This window comes from Pseudoduganella aquatica, assembly GCF_009857595.1.
GTDB lineage: Bacteria > Pseudomonadota > Gammaproteobacteria > Burkholderiales > Burkholderiaceae_D > Rugamonas > Rugamonas aquatica_A.
In genome coordinates, this window is record NZ_WWCU01000026.1 from 73,948 (window position 1) to 88,652 (window position 14,705).

13 protein-coding genes are annotated in these 14,705 nt (G+C 65.7%); 5 read left to right on the plus strand and 8 right to left on the minus strand.

Features of this window, described 5'->3' with window-relative positions; translation table 11 throughout:
- Positions 1-74 precede the first annotated feature (74 nt).
- Entirely contained in the window at positions 75-1,286 is a 1,212-nt protein-coding gene (gene senA, locus GTP77_RS20595) for a selenoneine synthase SenA (RefSeq protein ID WP_229202274.1), read from the plus strand.
- A 4-nt stretch (positions 1,287-1,290) separates the two neighbouring features.
- On the opposite strand, the gene GTP77_RS20600 is transcribed toward senA, so the two are convergent.
- The 4 genes from GTP77_RS20600 to GTP77_RS20615 all read right to left on the minus strand — a co-directional run bounded on the left by GTP77_RS20600 (position 1,291) and on the right by GTP77_RS20615 (position 6,006).
- Positions 1,291-2,070, minus strand: a complete 780-nt coding sequence (locus GTP77_RS20600) for a glycosyltransferase family 2 protein (protein WP_161074022.1) — start codon at positions 2,068-2,070, stop codon at positions 1,291-1,293.
- A gap of 210 nt (positions 2,071-2,280) precedes the next feature.
- Positions 2,281-3,513, minus strand: a complete 1,233-nt coding sequence (locus GTP77_RS20605; RefSeq protein WP_161074023.1) for a malic enzyme-like NAD(P)-binding protein — start codon at positions 3,511-3,513, stop codon at positions 2,281-2,283.
- A gap of 82 nt (positions 3,514-3,595) precedes the next feature.
- Positions 3,596-4,882 (minus strand): Glu/Leu/Phe/Val family dehydrogenase, encoded by a 1,287-nt coding sequence (locus tag GTP77_RS20610; RefSeq protein WP_161074024.1) that lies wholly within the window; start codon positions 4,880-4,882, stop codon positions 3,596-3,598.
- A gap of 161 nt (positions 4,883-5,043) precedes the next feature.
- Positions 5,044-6,006, minus strand: a complete 963-nt coding sequence (locus GTP77_RS20615) for a LysR family transcriptional regulator (protein ID WP_161074025.1) — start codon at positions 6,004-6,006, stop codon at positions 5,044-5,046.
- Between the two features lie 145 nt (positions 6,007-6,151).
- Between GTP77_RS20615 and GTP77_RS20620 the strand changes: the two genes are divergently transcribed.
- The 3 genes from GTP77_RS20620 to GTP77_RS20630 are packed head-to-tail and all read left to right on the plus strand — an operon-like array spanning position 6,152 to position 9,162.
- Positions 6,152-6,922: an aldolase/citrate lyase family protein gene (locus GTP77_RS20620; RefSeq protein WP_161074026.1), complete on the plus strand. Its 771-nt coding sequence runs from the start codon at positions 6,152-6,154 to the stop codon at positions 6,920-6,922.
- 27 nt (positions 6,923-6,949) lie between these two features.
- Positions 6,950-7,846: a 2-hydroxy-3-oxopropionate reductase gene (gene glxR, locus GTP77_RS20625; protein WP_161074027.1), complete on the plus strand. Its 897-nt coding sequence runs from the start codon at positions 6,950-6,952 to the stop codon at positions 7,844-7,846.
- Between the two features lie 8 nt (positions 7,847-7,854).
- Positions 7,855-9,162, plus strand: a complete 1,308-nt coding sequence (locus GTP77_RS20630) for a glycerate kinase type-2 family protein (RefSeq protein WP_228895984.1) — start codon at positions 7,855-7,857, stop codon at positions 9,160-9,162.
- Here the strand turns inward: GTP77_RS20630 and GTP77_RS20635 are convergent, their stop codons facing one another.
- The 4 genes from GTP77_RS20635 to GTP77_RS20650 form a co-directional block, all read right to left on the minus strand.
- Positions 9,163-10,002: an outer envelope protein gene (locus GTP77_RS20635; RefSeq protein ID WP_229202275.1), complete on the minus strand. Its 840-nt coding sequence runs from the start codon at positions 10,000-10,002 to the stop codon at positions 9,163-9,165. It abuts the gene before it with no gap.
- 125 nt (positions 10,003-10,127) lie between these two features.
- A complete protein-coding gene (locus tag GTP77_RS20640; RefSeq protein WP_161074029.1) occupies positions 10,128-11,462 on the minus strand; it encodes an MFS transporter in 1,335 nt (444 codons plus the stop codon).
- A 10-nt stretch (positions 11,463-11,472) separates the two neighbouring features.
- On the minus strand, positions 11,473-11,925 hold the full coding sequence (locus tag GTP77_RS20645) for a MarR family winged helix-turn-helix transcriptional regulator (RefSeq protein ID WP_161074030.1): 453 nt from the start codon (positions 11,923-11,925) through the stop codon (positions 11,473-11,475).
- A 203-nt stretch (positions 11,926-12,128) separates the two neighbouring features.
- Entirely contained in the window at positions 12,129-13,589 is a 1,461-nt protein-coding gene (locus tag GTP77_RS20650; RefSeq protein ID WP_161074031.1) for a DEAD/DEAH box helicase, read from the minus strand.
- Positions 13,590-13,967: 378 nt separating this feature from the next.
- Between GTP77_RS20650 and GTP77_RS20655 the strand changes: the two genes are divergently transcribed.
- Positions 13,968-14,705 (plus strand): hypothetical protein (locus GTP77_RS20655; RefSeq protein ID WP_161074032.1); only part of this gene is annotated, 738 nt, incomplete at its 3' end.

A 14,705-nucleotide genomic window follows, 5' to 3' on the forward strand; every position in this document is an offset into this window, starting at 1 on the left:
GGTGCTGCAGAATATCACACGGCGGCAGGCGCTTGTAAAGGCCGGACGCCCATGCTTTCCGGTTACAATCGGCCATGAGTTCAATTCATGCATCATTCCGCAGCGCCCGGCCGCAACAGCTGGCCGAGGCCTTGCTGCATGCGCGGGCGCATACGCTGGCGCTGTTCGACTGCGCGGCGGCCGCCGGGCTGGACGCGGCGATCCGCGTGCCGCAGCTGCGCAGCCTGAATCCGCCGCTGTGGGAACTGGGCCGCACGGCCTGGTTCGCCGAGTGGTTCGTGTTGCGCGAGGCCGCCTCCAGCCACCCGGCAGACGCCGAGGCCAACGCCTTGCTGAGCAAGGGCGATGACTGGTTCGACGCCAACACCGTGCCGCACGGCGCGCGCTGGAACCTGGACCTGCCCGGCGCGGGCGCGCTGAAAACCTATTGCCATGAAGTGCTGGACCGGGTGCTGGACCGCCTGTCGCGCTGCGGCGGCAGCGACGCCGAGCTGTATCCCTACCGGCTGGCGCTGGCGCACGAGGATATGCAGGGCGAAGCCATGCTGTCGGCCTTGCAGACGCTGGGCCTGGCGGTGCCGCCCGGCGTGGCGCGCGACGAGCCGTCCTGGCCGCAGCAGTCCGAGATCGGCTTCCCCGGCGGCACGCTGCAGATGGGCAGCGCGGACGACGGCGGTTTCGTCTTTGATAATGAATTGCAGGCCCACGCCTGCCGGGTGGCGCCGTTCCGCATGGACGCGGCCCTGGTCAGCAACGCCCAGTTCGCCGACTTTGTGGAGGACGGCGGCTACCAGCGGCGCCAGTTCTGGAGCGCGGCCGGCAATGCCTGGCTGATGCGGCAGGAGCGTTCCGCGCCGTGCTACTGGCAGCGCGAGGGTGGCGGTGGTTCAGGGAGGGTGTGGCGCACCATGCGCTTCGGGCATTTGTGCACCCTGGCCGGGCCGGAGCCGGTGCGCCATATCAGCCTGTACGAGGCGCAGGCGTATTGCGCCTGGGCCGAACGGCGCTTGCCGACCGAGGCGGAATGGGAATATGCGGCCCTGTCCGGACATGCTGCGTTCAGCTGGGGCCAGCTGTGGGAGTGGACTTCGACGCCGTTCGAAGCCTACCCGGGTTTCCAGCCAGGCCCTTGGCGCGAATATTCGGCGCCGCACTTTGCCGCCAGCCAGGTACTGCGCGGCGCGTCGTTCGCCACGCCGTCGAGGCTGGGGTCGGCCAAGTTCCGCAATTTCCAGCTGCCGGGCACAGACCACGTGTTTGCGGGCCTGCGCACCTGCGCCTGGTGAGGGATCAGCACTGCTCCAGTGTGATGGGGTGGCCGGCATGGGCCATCAGTTCCTGGCGGCCCAGGCGGGTGGCCATGTTCGGCGCCGGGTGCTTTTTGTACAAATACAGCATGGTGGGCACCAGCAGGTCGTCGCGGGTATTGCCGCGGCGTTCGTTTTCCGGCGAGTCCGCAGTGCTCTTGTAGATGTTCACACCGTTGGTGGCCACATGCTCCAGCGTGCGTCCGGCCAGCGCGGCCAGCAGGAAGTCCCAGTCCTCGTAGATGCGCATGTCGCCGGCGTGGCGCACGTTCTGCACCACGTCGCGGCGGTACACCAGGCAGTTGTTCGGAATGCGGTTGAGGATGAAAATGCTGTCGGCGGTGATGCCGGCGGTGGACATGTCGTCGCTGCCCAGGAACTGCGGCGGATTGTGCCGGCGGTCCTCGCGCAGCACGCGGAAGTCGCAGTGGACGATTTCCGGCGTGCGCGTGCCGATATGGTCGGCCAACGCCTGCAGGTGGCCGGGCTCGAAGGTGTCGTCGTCGTCCAAAAACATCACGTAAGGCGTCTTGGCCAGGTCCAGCGCCATGTTGCGGCTTTCAGCCGGGCCGTTCTGGCCGCTGCGGATGACGTAGGTGTAGCGCCCGGCCAAGGCCGCCAGTTCAGGGAATGGCGGAATATAGCCTCCGGTATCGTCGACAACGATCACCTGGAAGTCTTTATAGGTCTGCGCGATCAGGGACTGCAGGGCGCGGCGCAGCAGCAATGGGCGCTCATGCGTCGGGATGATGATGGTAAACAAACGGTGCTCCTGGATGGCTGGGCTGTGAAATGCCTGCCAATATCACACGCCCGCCGCCGCTTGTAAAGGTTGCGATGGGCGGCAGTTGTTGGCGGGTTACGCCGCTGCGCGGCTAACCCGCCCTACGTGCCCCCGCGCATTGCGAACCCGCGCGCTGATTCCTTGCGTAGGGCGGGTTAGCGGCAAAGCCGCGTAACCCGCCGGCCTGCTTCAGATCAGCGACTCGCCCAGCTTGGCCAGGTGGGCCGCGTAGGCTTCCAGGTCCAGCTCCTTGCGCGCCACGCCGCTGCGGAAGGCAGCCTGCGCGATCTTGGGCGTGACGCCGACCAGCAGGCGCGGGTCCAGCAGGCCTGGCACCACGTAGTCCTTGCCGAAGCGCTCGTCGCTGCGGGCCATGCCGGCCAGCGCCACCACGCAGGCGATCTTCATCTCCTGGTTGATGGTGCTGGCGCCCGAATCCAGCGCCGCGCGGAACAGGTAAGGGAAGCACAGCGCGTTGTTGATCTGGTTGGGATAGTCCGAACGGCCGGTGGCGATAATGGCGTCCGGCGCCACTTCGCGCACCAGTTCAGGGCGCAGCTCAGGCTCCGGATTGGCCAGCGCGAAAATAATCGGCTGCTTGGCCATCGATTTCACGTCCGCCTGCGACAGCAGGCCGGGGCCGGACAGGCCCAGGAACACGTCCGCGCCCTCGATCACTTGCGACAGCCTGGTGGCCGGGGTGTCGCGCGCCCAGGCTTTCTTCTCGCCGTCCAGTTCGCGCGCGGTGGTCAGCACGCCTTTGCTGTCGCAGACGAAGATGTTCTCGCGGCGCGCGCCCAGCGACAGGATCAGTTCCAGGCAGGCGATGGCGGCGGCGCCGGCGCCGGAGCAGACGATTTTCACGTCGGCGATGTCGCGGCCGGTCATTTCAATGGCGTTCAGCAGGCCGGAACCGACCACGATGGCGGTGCCGTGCTGGTCGTCGTGGAACACGGGAATCGACAGGCGCTCGCGCAGCTTGCGCTCGATGTAGAAGCACTCCGGCGCCTTGATGTCCTCCAGGTTGATACCGCCGAAGGTGGGGTGCAGGGCGGCGATGATGTCGACCAGCTTGTCCGGATCGGTTTCGTCGATTTCGATGTCGAAGGAGTCGATGCCGGCGAATTTCTTGAACAGCACCACTTTGCCTTCCATTACAGGCTTGCCGGCCAGCGCGCCGATATTGCCCAGGCCCAGCACGGCGGTGCCGTTGGTGATGACGGCCACCAGGTTGCCCTTGGCGGTGTATTTGTAGGCCAGCGACGGGTCGCGCTGGATTTCCACGCAAGGCACGGCCACGCCGGGCGAATAGGCCAGCGACAGGTCGTCCTGGCTGGCGACGCTCTTGGTGACGGCGATGGCGATTTTGCCCGGGGCGCCGGCCTGGTGATAGTCCAGCGCTTTCTGTTCCAGATTACTCATGAAAAAATCCTTTTATATGCGAAAAACGCCTGCCCAGGCTGAAAGCCGGGGCAGGCGCGGTAATGGCTAGGGCCGTATCGGATTATGGATACAGGCCACGTACTTCACGTGCTTGCAGCACGCGGGTGCAAGCCAGGATGAAGGTCGCGGTACGCAGCGTTACCTTCTTGTCCTGCGAGACTTCCCAGACCGAATTGAACGCGTCCTGCATGATGCGCGTCAGGCGGGCGTTGATCTCGTCCTCGCTCCAGAAGAAGCTGGAGAAATCCTGCACCCACTCAAAGTATGACACGGTTACGCCGCCGGCGTTTGCCAGCACGTCCGGAACGATCAGGATGTCCTTGTCGGACAGGATGTCGTCAGCTTCCGGCGTGGTTGGGCCGTTAGCGCCTTCGAGGATGATTTTGGTGCGGATCAGCGGCGCGTTGGCGGCGGTGATCTGCTGTTCCAGGGCGGCCGGAATCAGGATGTCCGATTCAATGCCCCAGAACGCGTCGCGGTCCATGAACTGCTCGATGCCGGGGAAGCCTTTCACGCCGCCCGCTTCAGCCACGTGCTTGTGCAGCTGTGCCACGTCCAGGCCGTTCGAGTGCACCACGGTGCCGGTGTGGTCCTGCACGGCGATGACTTTGGCGCCCGCCTCTGCGAACATGGTCGCTGCCACGCCGCCGACGTTGCCGAAGCCCTGGATGGCGACACGCGCACCCTGGATCGCCACGCCGCGCTTGGCCGCTGCCGCCTGGCCAACCACGAACACGCCGCGGCCGGTGGCTTCGCGGCGGCCCAGCGAGCCGCCCAGCGAGATTGGCTTGCCGGTTACCACGCCGGTCGACAGGTTGCCTTCGATCATGGCGTAGGAGTCCATCATCCAGGCCATCACCTGTTCATTGGTGTTGACGTCCGGTGCGGGGATGTCCTTGTTTGGGCCGATGATCAGCGAGATTTCGCTGGTGTAGCGGCGGGTCAGGCGCTGCAGTTCGCCACGCGACAGGGTCTTTGGATCAACGCGGATGCCGCCTTTCGCGCCGCCGTATGGCACGTTGACGGCCGCGTTTTTCACGGTCATCCATGCCGACAGGGCCATCACTTCGGACAGGGTTACGTCCTGGTGGAAGCGCACGCCGCCTTTGCCCGGGCCGCGCGACATATTGTGCTGCACGCGGTAGCCTTCGTAGTGGGCGATGGAGCCGTCGTCGCGCTCGATAGGCACGTCAACGGTCAGGATGCGCTTGGGACGCTTCAGCGTTTCCACCCAGCGCGACAGGTTGCCCAGGTGCGGGGTAACGCGGTCGATCTGCTTCAGGTACTGGCCCCATGGACCGAGATCGTCGGGATTGAGGTAGGACGGCAGTGCGTGTTCGGTGGTCATGCTGTTGGCTCCTGTTGTTCGTCTAAGGCTTCGTTGGGCGCTGCGCTCGTGGCGCTGCGTTAGCGAAGCGAATCATAGGCTGGAGCCCCGCAGGGCGGCTAATGCTGTATCCGCATCCGGCTATGCAAAAAATGCATAGTCTCACAATTAATGCCAGAAGTTTAACGTTCCGAGGCGGGCACGCGCTGCTTTTTGGCGGAGGTTTTCTGCTGGCTTTCGAGGTAGTCCCACAGCCGCGAGACGATCATTTTCCCCGGCCGCGCGGGCGAAGGGCGTTCGCGGTAGAGCCGGATTTCCATCTCGATCTGCCAGTCCGACACGCCGCCGTCGGCGGGCGCCAGCAGCTTCTGTTTCAGCTCGCGCGTGACCGCCGATTCGGGCAGGAAGGCGATGCCGCGTCCTTCCAGCGCCATCATTTTCAGGCCCTCGGCCATGTCGGTTTCGTAATGGTTTTCCAGGTGCAGCGCGGTCTTGGTGTCTGCCAGGATCAGCTCCACCATGCGGCCCAGGTAGGCGTTGTTGGTGTAGGAAAGGAAGGGCAGCGGATCCTGTTTGGTGCCGGGCAGCGTGAACTCCGGAGTCCTGGTCTTGTCGCAGCGGGCGTAGGCGCGCAGCGCTTCGCGGCCCAGCACCAGCATGTCGTAGCGGCCCGGATCGAGCTGCACCGGCTGGCGCGGATGGTGGTAGCACAGCAGCAGGTCGCAGCCGCCTTCCACCAGCTGCAGCACGGCGTCGTGCACGTTGAGCGCCATCAAGCGGCTGTTGATGGGCGCGAAATCCGTCTCCAGCTGCGTGATCCATTTCGGGATGAAGGTCAGCGACAGCGTGTGCGGCACGGCCAGGTCGATGCTGGTCATGGCGGCGGCGCGCTTGTTGCGCAGCAGTTCGCGCACGCCGTTGATCTGGCCCAGCATTTCCAGCGCCTGCTCGTAGAACACCAGGCCGGCCGGGGTCAAGCGGGTGGGGTAGGAGGTGCGGTCCACCAGGTCGGTGCCCAGCCAGTTTTCCAGCGACTGGATGCGGCGCGAGAAGGCCGGCTGCGTGACGTGCCGCTGCGAGGCGGAACGGCTGAAGTTATTGGTCTCGGCCAGCGAGATGAAGTCTTCCAGCCATTTGGTTTCCATGCTTGATCCAGCGCAAACGAGAGAGTGCGATTGTATTTCATTTCTTGCCTTTCTTTCGCAAACCGGCCTATACTGGACTGAGTTATACGACGTCTGACCTCTTATGTTTTTTGTAAATATCACTAACCTGGACAGGAGCAGTGGCATGAGCAAACGCATCAATCATTTCAAGCGCACCCTCAAGCAGGGCACTTTGCAGATCGGGCTATGGTCCGGCCTGTCGAGCAACGTCACGGTGGAGGTGCTGGCCAATGCGGGCTTCGACTGGCTGCTGCTGGACATGGAGCATTCCCCCAACGAGCTGCCCATGGTGCATTCCCAGCTCCAGGCCGCCGCGCAGGGCACGGCCCACCCCATCGTGCGGCCGCCGTGGAACGACACGGTGGTGATCAAGCGCCTGCTGGACGTGGGTGCGCAAACCCTGCTGATTCCCTTTGTGCAGAACGCGGAGGAGGCGCGCCAGGCGGTGGCCGCCACGCGTTATCCGCCGCTGGGCGTGCGCGGCTTTTCCACGGCGGCGCGCGCTTCCGACTATGGCCGCGTGAGCGACTACTGGGCCACCAGCTCGGATGATATCTGCGTGCTGCTGCAGGTGGAAACGCCGCTGGCCATCGCCAATATCGAGGAAATCGCGGCGGTGGACGGGGTGGACGGCATCTTCATCGGGCCGGGCGACCTGGCCGCGTCCATGGGCCACCTGGCCAACCTGAAGCACCCGGAAGTGGTGGAAGCCATCGAGGGCGCGGTGCGCCGCATTGTCGCCACCGGCAAGGCGGCCGGGGTGCTGATGGGCGACGAAGCACTGGCGCGCCGCTATATCGCGGCGGGCTGCACCTACACTGCCGTGGGCAGCGACATCGGCCTGCTGGCGCGCGGCGCCGAAGCGCTGGCCGCCAAATTCAAAATCGCCGCCTGAGCGCGGACCATCATCGAAGGAGTGGATATGAGTAAAGTGGGCTTTATCGGACTGGGCATCATGGGCGCGCCGATGGCGGCGAATCTGCTGAAAGGCGGCCACCAGCTGTTTGTGCAGCAGCGCAAGCCGCTGCCGCCGCAGCTGGTGGAACTGGGCGCCGTGGGCTGCGCCACCAGCAAGGAAGTGGCGCAGAACGCGGACATCATCATCATGATGGTGCCGGACACCCCGCAAGTGGCCGAGGTGCTGTTCGACGAGGGCGGCGTGGCGCAGGGCCTGAGCGCGGGCAAGATCGTGGTCGACATGAGCTCGATCTCGCCGCTGGAAACCAAGAAGTTCGCGGCCCGCATCAACGCGCTGGGCTGCGAGTACCTGGACGCGCCGGTGTCCGGCGGCGAGGTGGGCGCCAAGGCGGCCACGCTGACCATCATGGTGGGCGGCAGCGAGCAGGCCTTCAACGCCGTCAAGCCGCTGTTTGAGCTGATGGGCAAGAACATTACGCTGGTGGGCGGCAACGGCGACGGCCAGACCACCAAGGTGGCGAACCAGATCATCGTGGCGCTGAACATTGAAGCGGTGGGCGAGGCGCTGCTGTTCGCCTCGCGCATGGGCGCGGACCCGTCCAAGGTGCGCCAGGCGCTGATGGGCGGCTTCGCGGCCTCGCGCATCCTGGAAGTGCACGGCGAACGCATGATCAAACGCACCTTCGATCCGGGCTTCCGCATCGAGCTGCACCAGAAGGACTTGAACCTGGCGCTGAGCAGCGCGCGCGCCATCGGCGTGAGCCTGCCGAACACCGCGACGGCGCAGGAGCTGTTCAACACCTGCTCGGCGCACGGCGGCAAGGCCTGGGACCATTCGGCTCTGGTGCGCGCGCTGGAGATCATGGCAAACTTCGAGATCGGCGCCAAACTGCCTGAATAGGAGTAGCCATGACAACCCAAGCGACTTTGCCTGCCGGCGCCGACATGCCGGCCCTGCTGCGCCGCATGTTCGACGCGGCGGTGGCGGCGGCGCAGCCCGCGCTGTGCCTGCCTGCGCACTTGCCGGAGCCGCCGCGCGGGCGCACGCTGGTGATAGGCGCCGGCAAGGCGTCGGCCGAAATGGCGCGCGTGCTGGAGCAGCACTGGCCGGGCGAGCTGACCGGGCTGGTGGTCACGCGCTACGGCTACGCGGTGCCGTGCGAACGCATCGAGATTGTGGAGGCCGCGCACCCGGTGCCGGATGAAAACGGCATGGCGGCTGCGCGGCGCATCCTCGCCATGGTGCAGGGACTGAGCGAGGACGACCTGGTGATCTGCCTGATTTCCGGCGGCGGCTCGGCGCTGATGGCCTTGCCGCTGCCACTGTCCGATTCCTCGCTGGACCTGGCGGTGAAGCAGGAGATCAACCGCGCGCTGCTGCAGAGCGGCGCCACCATCAGCGAGATGAATTGCGTGCGGCGCCATCTTTCGGCCATCAAGGGTGGGCGGCTCGCCGCCGCATGCCATCCGGCGCGCGTGGTGACGCTGGTGATATCGGACGTGCCGGGAGACAGCCCGTCCGACATCGCTTCCGGCCCCACCTGCGCGGACGCCAGCACCTGCGCCGACGCGCTGGCCATCCTGCAGCGCTACCGCATCGCCGTTCCGGAGGCGGTGACGCGGCTGCTGGAATCGGGCGCCGGAGAAAGCATCAAGCCGGGCGATGCGCGGCTGGCGCGCAGCGAGGTGCGCATGATCGCCGCGCCGCAAATTGCGCTGGAAGCGGCCGCCGAAGTGGCGCGCCAGGCCGGCGTGGTGCCGCATATCCTCGGCGACAGCATCGAAGGCGAGGCGCGCGACGTGGGCATTGTCGTCGCAGGGATTGCGCGCCAGGTGGCCAGGCGCGGGCAGCCGTTCGCGGCGCCGTGCGTGCTGCTGTCCGGCGGCGAAACCACGGTTACGGTGCGCGGCGAAGGCAGGGGAGGACGCAACGTGGAGTTCCTGCTGTCGCTGGGCGTGGCGCTGAACAGCCACCCCGGCATTTACGCCATCGCCTGCGATACGGACGGCGTGGACGGGCAGGAGGAAATCGCCGGCGCCGTGCTGACGCCGGAAACGCTGGAGCAGGCCTGGGCGCTGGGCATCAACCCGCGCCGCAGTCTGGCCAACAACGACGGCCACGGTTTCTTCCAGGCGCTGGGCGCGTCCGTGGTGTGCGGCCCCACGCTGACCAATGTGAACGACTTCCGCGCGGTCTACGTGGAGCCGCTTCCCTGATCAGAAATGGTATTCGGCGCGCACCATGGGCGTGCGCGCCGTTGCGCCGGGATTGCCTTTATCGCTGTTGCCGAACTTGTTTTTCCAGTACTGGTACTCGACGCCGACTTTGAAGGTGTTCTTGGCGGCGCCCACGGCGGCGCTCATGTCGTACATGATCTGCATGTCGATATTGGTCTCCGGCTTGGTGGCGCCGCCGAATTCGTTGCGGCCTTTGCTGCCGATGAAGTTGGCATAGCCTTCGAAGGATAGCGGCACGCCCGTGCTGAAGGGAATGCCCCACACCGCGTTGAGCATGGGATGCACGTCGTAGTCGTAGCGCGGCGTGGCGGTTCTGGAGAAGCCGTTGTAGGGCGCGTTGCTTTCCCACAGGGCCAGCAGGCTGATGTCGAGGAAGCCCGGCACGTCCAGGTTGAGCGTGGGGCCGGCCACCAGCATGCGCTTCCTGGAGTTGTAGCCCGCGTCGTGCTTGACGTTGAAGTCGAATCCGGCGGTGAAGCCCAGGCCGCGCACGGGGCCAGCCTTGAAGTCTTTTCCTGTTACTTTACCCAAGTCCAGCGTGTGCCGGTACAGCACGTACAGCTCGCGCGCGCCGCTGCCGGAACCGGCGCTGTCCGGATCTTTTTTATCCGACAGCAGCAAGTCCGCGCTGATGAAGTTTTTGCCGTAGGCGTAGCCGTTGACGTGGCTCAGGTTGACGATGTTCTTCCGGATGTCCGCCGGGTTGAACGGTTCGGCGTAGTGCGTGCCGTAGCGGTAGCTCAGCGCCGTGTCGCTCCAGTCCACGGCCTGCGCGGCGCCCGCGCCCAGCAAGGCCAGCGCAGCAAGAAAGGTTTTCATCGTCGTTTGCCTGTGCATGCTGCGCTCTCCTTGTTGGTGTGCCTGCATTGTCTCCCAAAACACCGGCCACCGGGCGCAGGCGTGGCTAAAGCGACACGCTGCCGGCTGGGCGCGCGTAGGGCGGGTTAGCTCTCCGAGCGTAACCCGCCGGTGCCGATGCTGCGCATCGGCGTCAGCCACCACGCCAGCGCGGATATGGCCAGCAGCAGCGCGCTGCCGCCCGCGAACAGCTGCGCCAGCGTGATCACCTTGAGCAGCGCGCCGATGGCGGCGGCCGACAGCGGCGCCAGCCCCATGAAAATAAACATGAAGATGCTCATGGCGCGGCCCAGCATGCGGGGCGGAACGCTGCCCTGTATAAAGGTGAAGACGGCAATCTGCATAAAGCCCGCCAGCGATCCCGCCAGCAGCAGCAAGGCCGCGCCTTGCCAGGTGGCGGTGATCGCGCCCAGCGGCGCAAGCAGCAGCGCCACGATGGCGTCGATGGCGAGCAGCGTGGCGCCGAAACCGCCGAAGCGCAGCTTCACCCCGGCGCTGGAGAGCGCCATGCCGAGCAGCATGCCGGTGCCGTGCGCGCCGGTCAGCAGGCCAAGCGAGCCGGCGCCGTGCAGGTTCTGGCTGGCGAGCAGGGGCAGGGCAACCTGCATGGCGCCGCCGACGAACACCGCCACCACGGACCAGTACATAAAGCAGGTGCGCAGCGCCACGTCGCGCCAGACCGTCATCAGGCCTTCGCCCACCGAGCTGAATATGGACTGCGGCGGACCGGCCGGCCGCGCGGCCCCGGCGCGCATGCGTACCTGCGCCAGCGTCCAGGCGGTGAACAGGAAGGTGAAGCAGTCGAATGCGAAAGCGATGCCGATGCCGAAGGCGCCCGCCGGAGCGTGCAAGGCATGGAGGCCGCCTGCGCCGGCCGCCGTTGTTGCCGCTGCAGCCGCGCCGCCGTCGCCGGCGATTGCGATCAGCAGCGCGGCCAGGACCGGGCCGGCCAGCATGGTGAGCTGGCGCATGCCCATCATGGCGCCGTTGGCGGCTTGCAGATGCTCGGGCGGCACCACCTGCGGCATGATGGAGGTGCCGGACGGGATGGCGAAGGCCTGCGCCAGCCCCAGTCCCAGCGCCAGCGCGTACAGCAGCGGCAGCGACAGCAGCGCGGGCGCGAACAGCACCAGCCCGGCCAGCACGCCGAGCAGCGCGGCGTTGACGTATTTGGTCACCATCATCACGCGCTTGGGCGAGTAGCGGTCCACCAGCGCGCCGCCGAGCAGCATGAACACCGCGCGCGGCACGCTCATGATGGCGATGACGGCGCCCAGCGCGAGCGGATCGCCCGTCATAGTGAGCACCAGCCAGGGCAGGGCGATCATGGTGAACTGGTCGCCAAGACCGGAGATGACGCCGCCGCCGAGCAGCCAGCGGAAGTTGGCGTCTTGCAAGATGGGGGAGCGTTGCTTGTTCATGGGCTGCGCCTTAGCTGTTGGTGAGGTTCATGCCGGCCACGCTGCCCAGCACGGCGGCCAGCGCGTCCAGCTGGTCCGGGGCGGAGCTGCGCAGCAGTTCGGCGCTCACTTCGCGCGCGGTGACGAGGGCGTTGTCCAGCATCTCGTGCCCGGCGGAGGTGATGACGGCGTAGCCGACGCGGGCGTCGCGCGGGTCGGGCTGGCGCGCCACCATGCCGTTTTTCTCCAGCGGCAGCAGGGTGCGCGTCACGCCGGACGCGGTCAGGCCCTGGCGCTCGGCCAGGTCCACGCGGCGCAGGCGGCCGCCGGGCGCCTTGGCCAGATGATGCAGCAGCATGAAGTCGCTGAAGCTCAGGCCGAAATGGCCGCCCAGCGCGGCGTCCAGGCGGCGCACCATGGCCGCTTGGGCGCGCGCCAGGCGCAGGCAGAAATCGAGGGCGGCGTCGCCCGTGATGGTTTCCATGATTTGTCCTTGATATATACTTGAGTGATCAAGTATATGCTGGAGGCGAAAAAAAAGCCACCGAAATTTTCGATGGCTTGGTGCGGCTCCGGCGGGTTACGCAGCTGCGCTGCTAACCCGCCCTACGATGCGCGCCGAAACGGTACCGTAGGGCGGGTTAGCGCGGCATGGCCGCGCGTAACCCGCCGTGCATGCGCGACGGATTAACGGTCGCCGTAGGTGCGGCGGGCGCCGTCGGTACGGCCTTTGTAGCCGCCGCCGCCTTCGCGGTTGAAGCCGCCGCCGGTGCTGGCGCCTTCGCGCGGGTAGCCGCCGGTGCTCGCGCCTTCACGCGGGTAGCCGCCGCCTTCCTTGCGCGGTGCGCCTGGCTTACTGAAGCTGCGCTGCGCTGGCTTGCCGCCACGGTTGTCGCCTGGTTTCCAGCCGCCTGGACGCGAAGCCGAGCGCGGAGGCGCGGTGCGCTTAGGCTCGAAACCTTCGATCGTGGTGACAGGGATCAGCTGCTTGGTGAAACGCTCGATGCGCTTCACGTTCATGCCTTCGGCGTGGTTCACCAGCGATACCGCCAGGCCATTGCGGCCGGCGCGGCCGGTACGGCCAATGCGGTGCACATAGTCTTCAGCGAATTTCGGCAGGTCGTAGTTGACCACGTGGGTGATGGTCGGCACGTCGATGCCGCGCGCGGCGACGTCGGTTGCCACCAGCACTTTGACCTGGCCGCGGCGCATGCTGTCCAGGGTGCGGTTGCGCGCGCCCTGGTGCATGTCGCCGTGCAGCGCGGCAGCCGAGAAACCGGCGATGTTCAGGCGGTCGGCGATGGTGTCCGCGTCGCGCTTGGTGGCGGTGAACACCACGGCCTGGTCCATCGACTCGTCGCGCAGCAGGTGGTCCAGCAGGCGGTTCTTGTGCGACAGGTCGTCCACGAAGTGCACGCGCTGGGTGATGTTCTCATGCTTGTTGGCGGCGCTGACGATCTGGATGACCATCGGATCCTTGGTGATGCGGCGGGCCATATTGCCCACCACGCCGTCCAGGGTGGCCGAGAACAGCATGGTCTGGCGGCTGTCCGGGGTGGCGGCGACGATTTTCTCGATGTCGTCGATGAAGCCCATGTCCAGCATGCGGTCGGCTTCGTCCAGCACCAGTATCTGCAGCTGGGAGAAGTCGATCTTGCCCGATTCCATATGGTCGATCAGGCGGCCAGGGGTCGCCACCAGGATTTCAGGATTGCGCGACAGCAGTTGCATCTGCTTTGGATAAGGCATGCCGCCCAGGATGGACACAGCCTTGATGCCGCGCAGGTTCACGGCGTACTTGTCGGTGTTGGTGGTAACTTGCAGGGCCAGTTCACGGGTCGGGGTCAGCACCAGCATTTTTGGCTGGGCGGCCTTGAAGCGCGGACGCTCGCCGCGCGCTTTGGCGGCTTGCATTTCCTGATTAGGGGTCTTGCCGGCGGCGGCCGGCGGCAGTGCGGCCAGACGGGTCAGCGACGGCAGCATGAATGCTGCGGTCTTGCCGGAACCGGTCTGGGAGGATACCAACAGATCCTTGCCTGCGATAGCGGCAGGCACAGCTTGCTCCTGTACTGGGGTCGGCTTGGTGTAGCCGGCATCGGTCAGGGCTTTGAGTACGGACGTGTTGATACCAAGTGCTTCAAAAGTCATTCTTATCTTTCGTAAAAATCAGCGTTCATGCAAAAACGCAGAACGCAAAATAGCAACGCCAACCAAACGAAATGACTCTAACAAACTAGATTAGAAATTTCGGCACAAAAGCTTTGCGCCGGGACGGTGTCTTATTCGACACACAAGGCGGGGGGCTTTATAAGCGTCATCAGGGACGATGCGCTAAGGCTTGCGTAGCTGCTGTTATTCTTAGTGCCGACTGCGTGTTGCAGCGCACAAGCCGACACTATAACGTATTTCCGGCCAATTTGCACGCTTAATTGCGCGCGATCTGTTGTCGCGGCGTTATTGCCTCGGATTGACAGCAATTGTCCATTGGGCAATAGTGTTGGCTCCTTGCTATCCAGGAGTCTGCGCGTGAAACAGTCGACCATCGACGCCCTGATCGGCAGCATCTATGCCGCCGTGACCGCCGCCAGTGGCTTCCAGCAATTTATAGCCGAATTCAGCGCCGCAGCGGGCGCCAGCGGTGTGCTGCTGATTATGCGTCATGTTGTTTCGCAGGAGTTGCAGGGGGTGTGGGTGGTGGGCATGGATCCGGCTTACCTGCAAAGCTATGCGCTGCGCTATGCCGGCGAGGACGTGCTGGCGCTGCACATGGAGCACTCGCCCATTGGACGCTTCTACGCCAGCAACCTCGATGTGCCCGAACGCGCGCACTACCACGAGCTGCCGTTTTACCGGGATTGGGTGCAGCCGCAAGGCATGGCGTATGCGGCCGGCTGCGTGATCCTGCGCGAGGGCCAATGGCTGACCCAGATTTTCCTGCAGCGTTCCACCGCCCAGCCGCCGTTCTCGCGGCGCACCATGGTGCAGCTGGAGCGGCTGGTGCCGCATCTTCAACGCGCGCTGCAGATGCGCCAGCGCTTTGCCGAGCTGCGGCTGGGACGCGACATGCTGGCCGGCAGCCTGGATGTATTGGCCATGCCGGCGCTGCTGTGCGATGAACGCGGCCGCATGGCCCATTGCAACCGCAGCGGCCGCGCGCTGCTGGAGGCGGGCGGCGGCTTGTGGCTGGACGGCGGCCTGCTGCGCGCGCGCAGCGAACCGGTGGCGCGGCAGCTGGCGCTGGCGCTGTGCGGGGCGGTGCGCGCC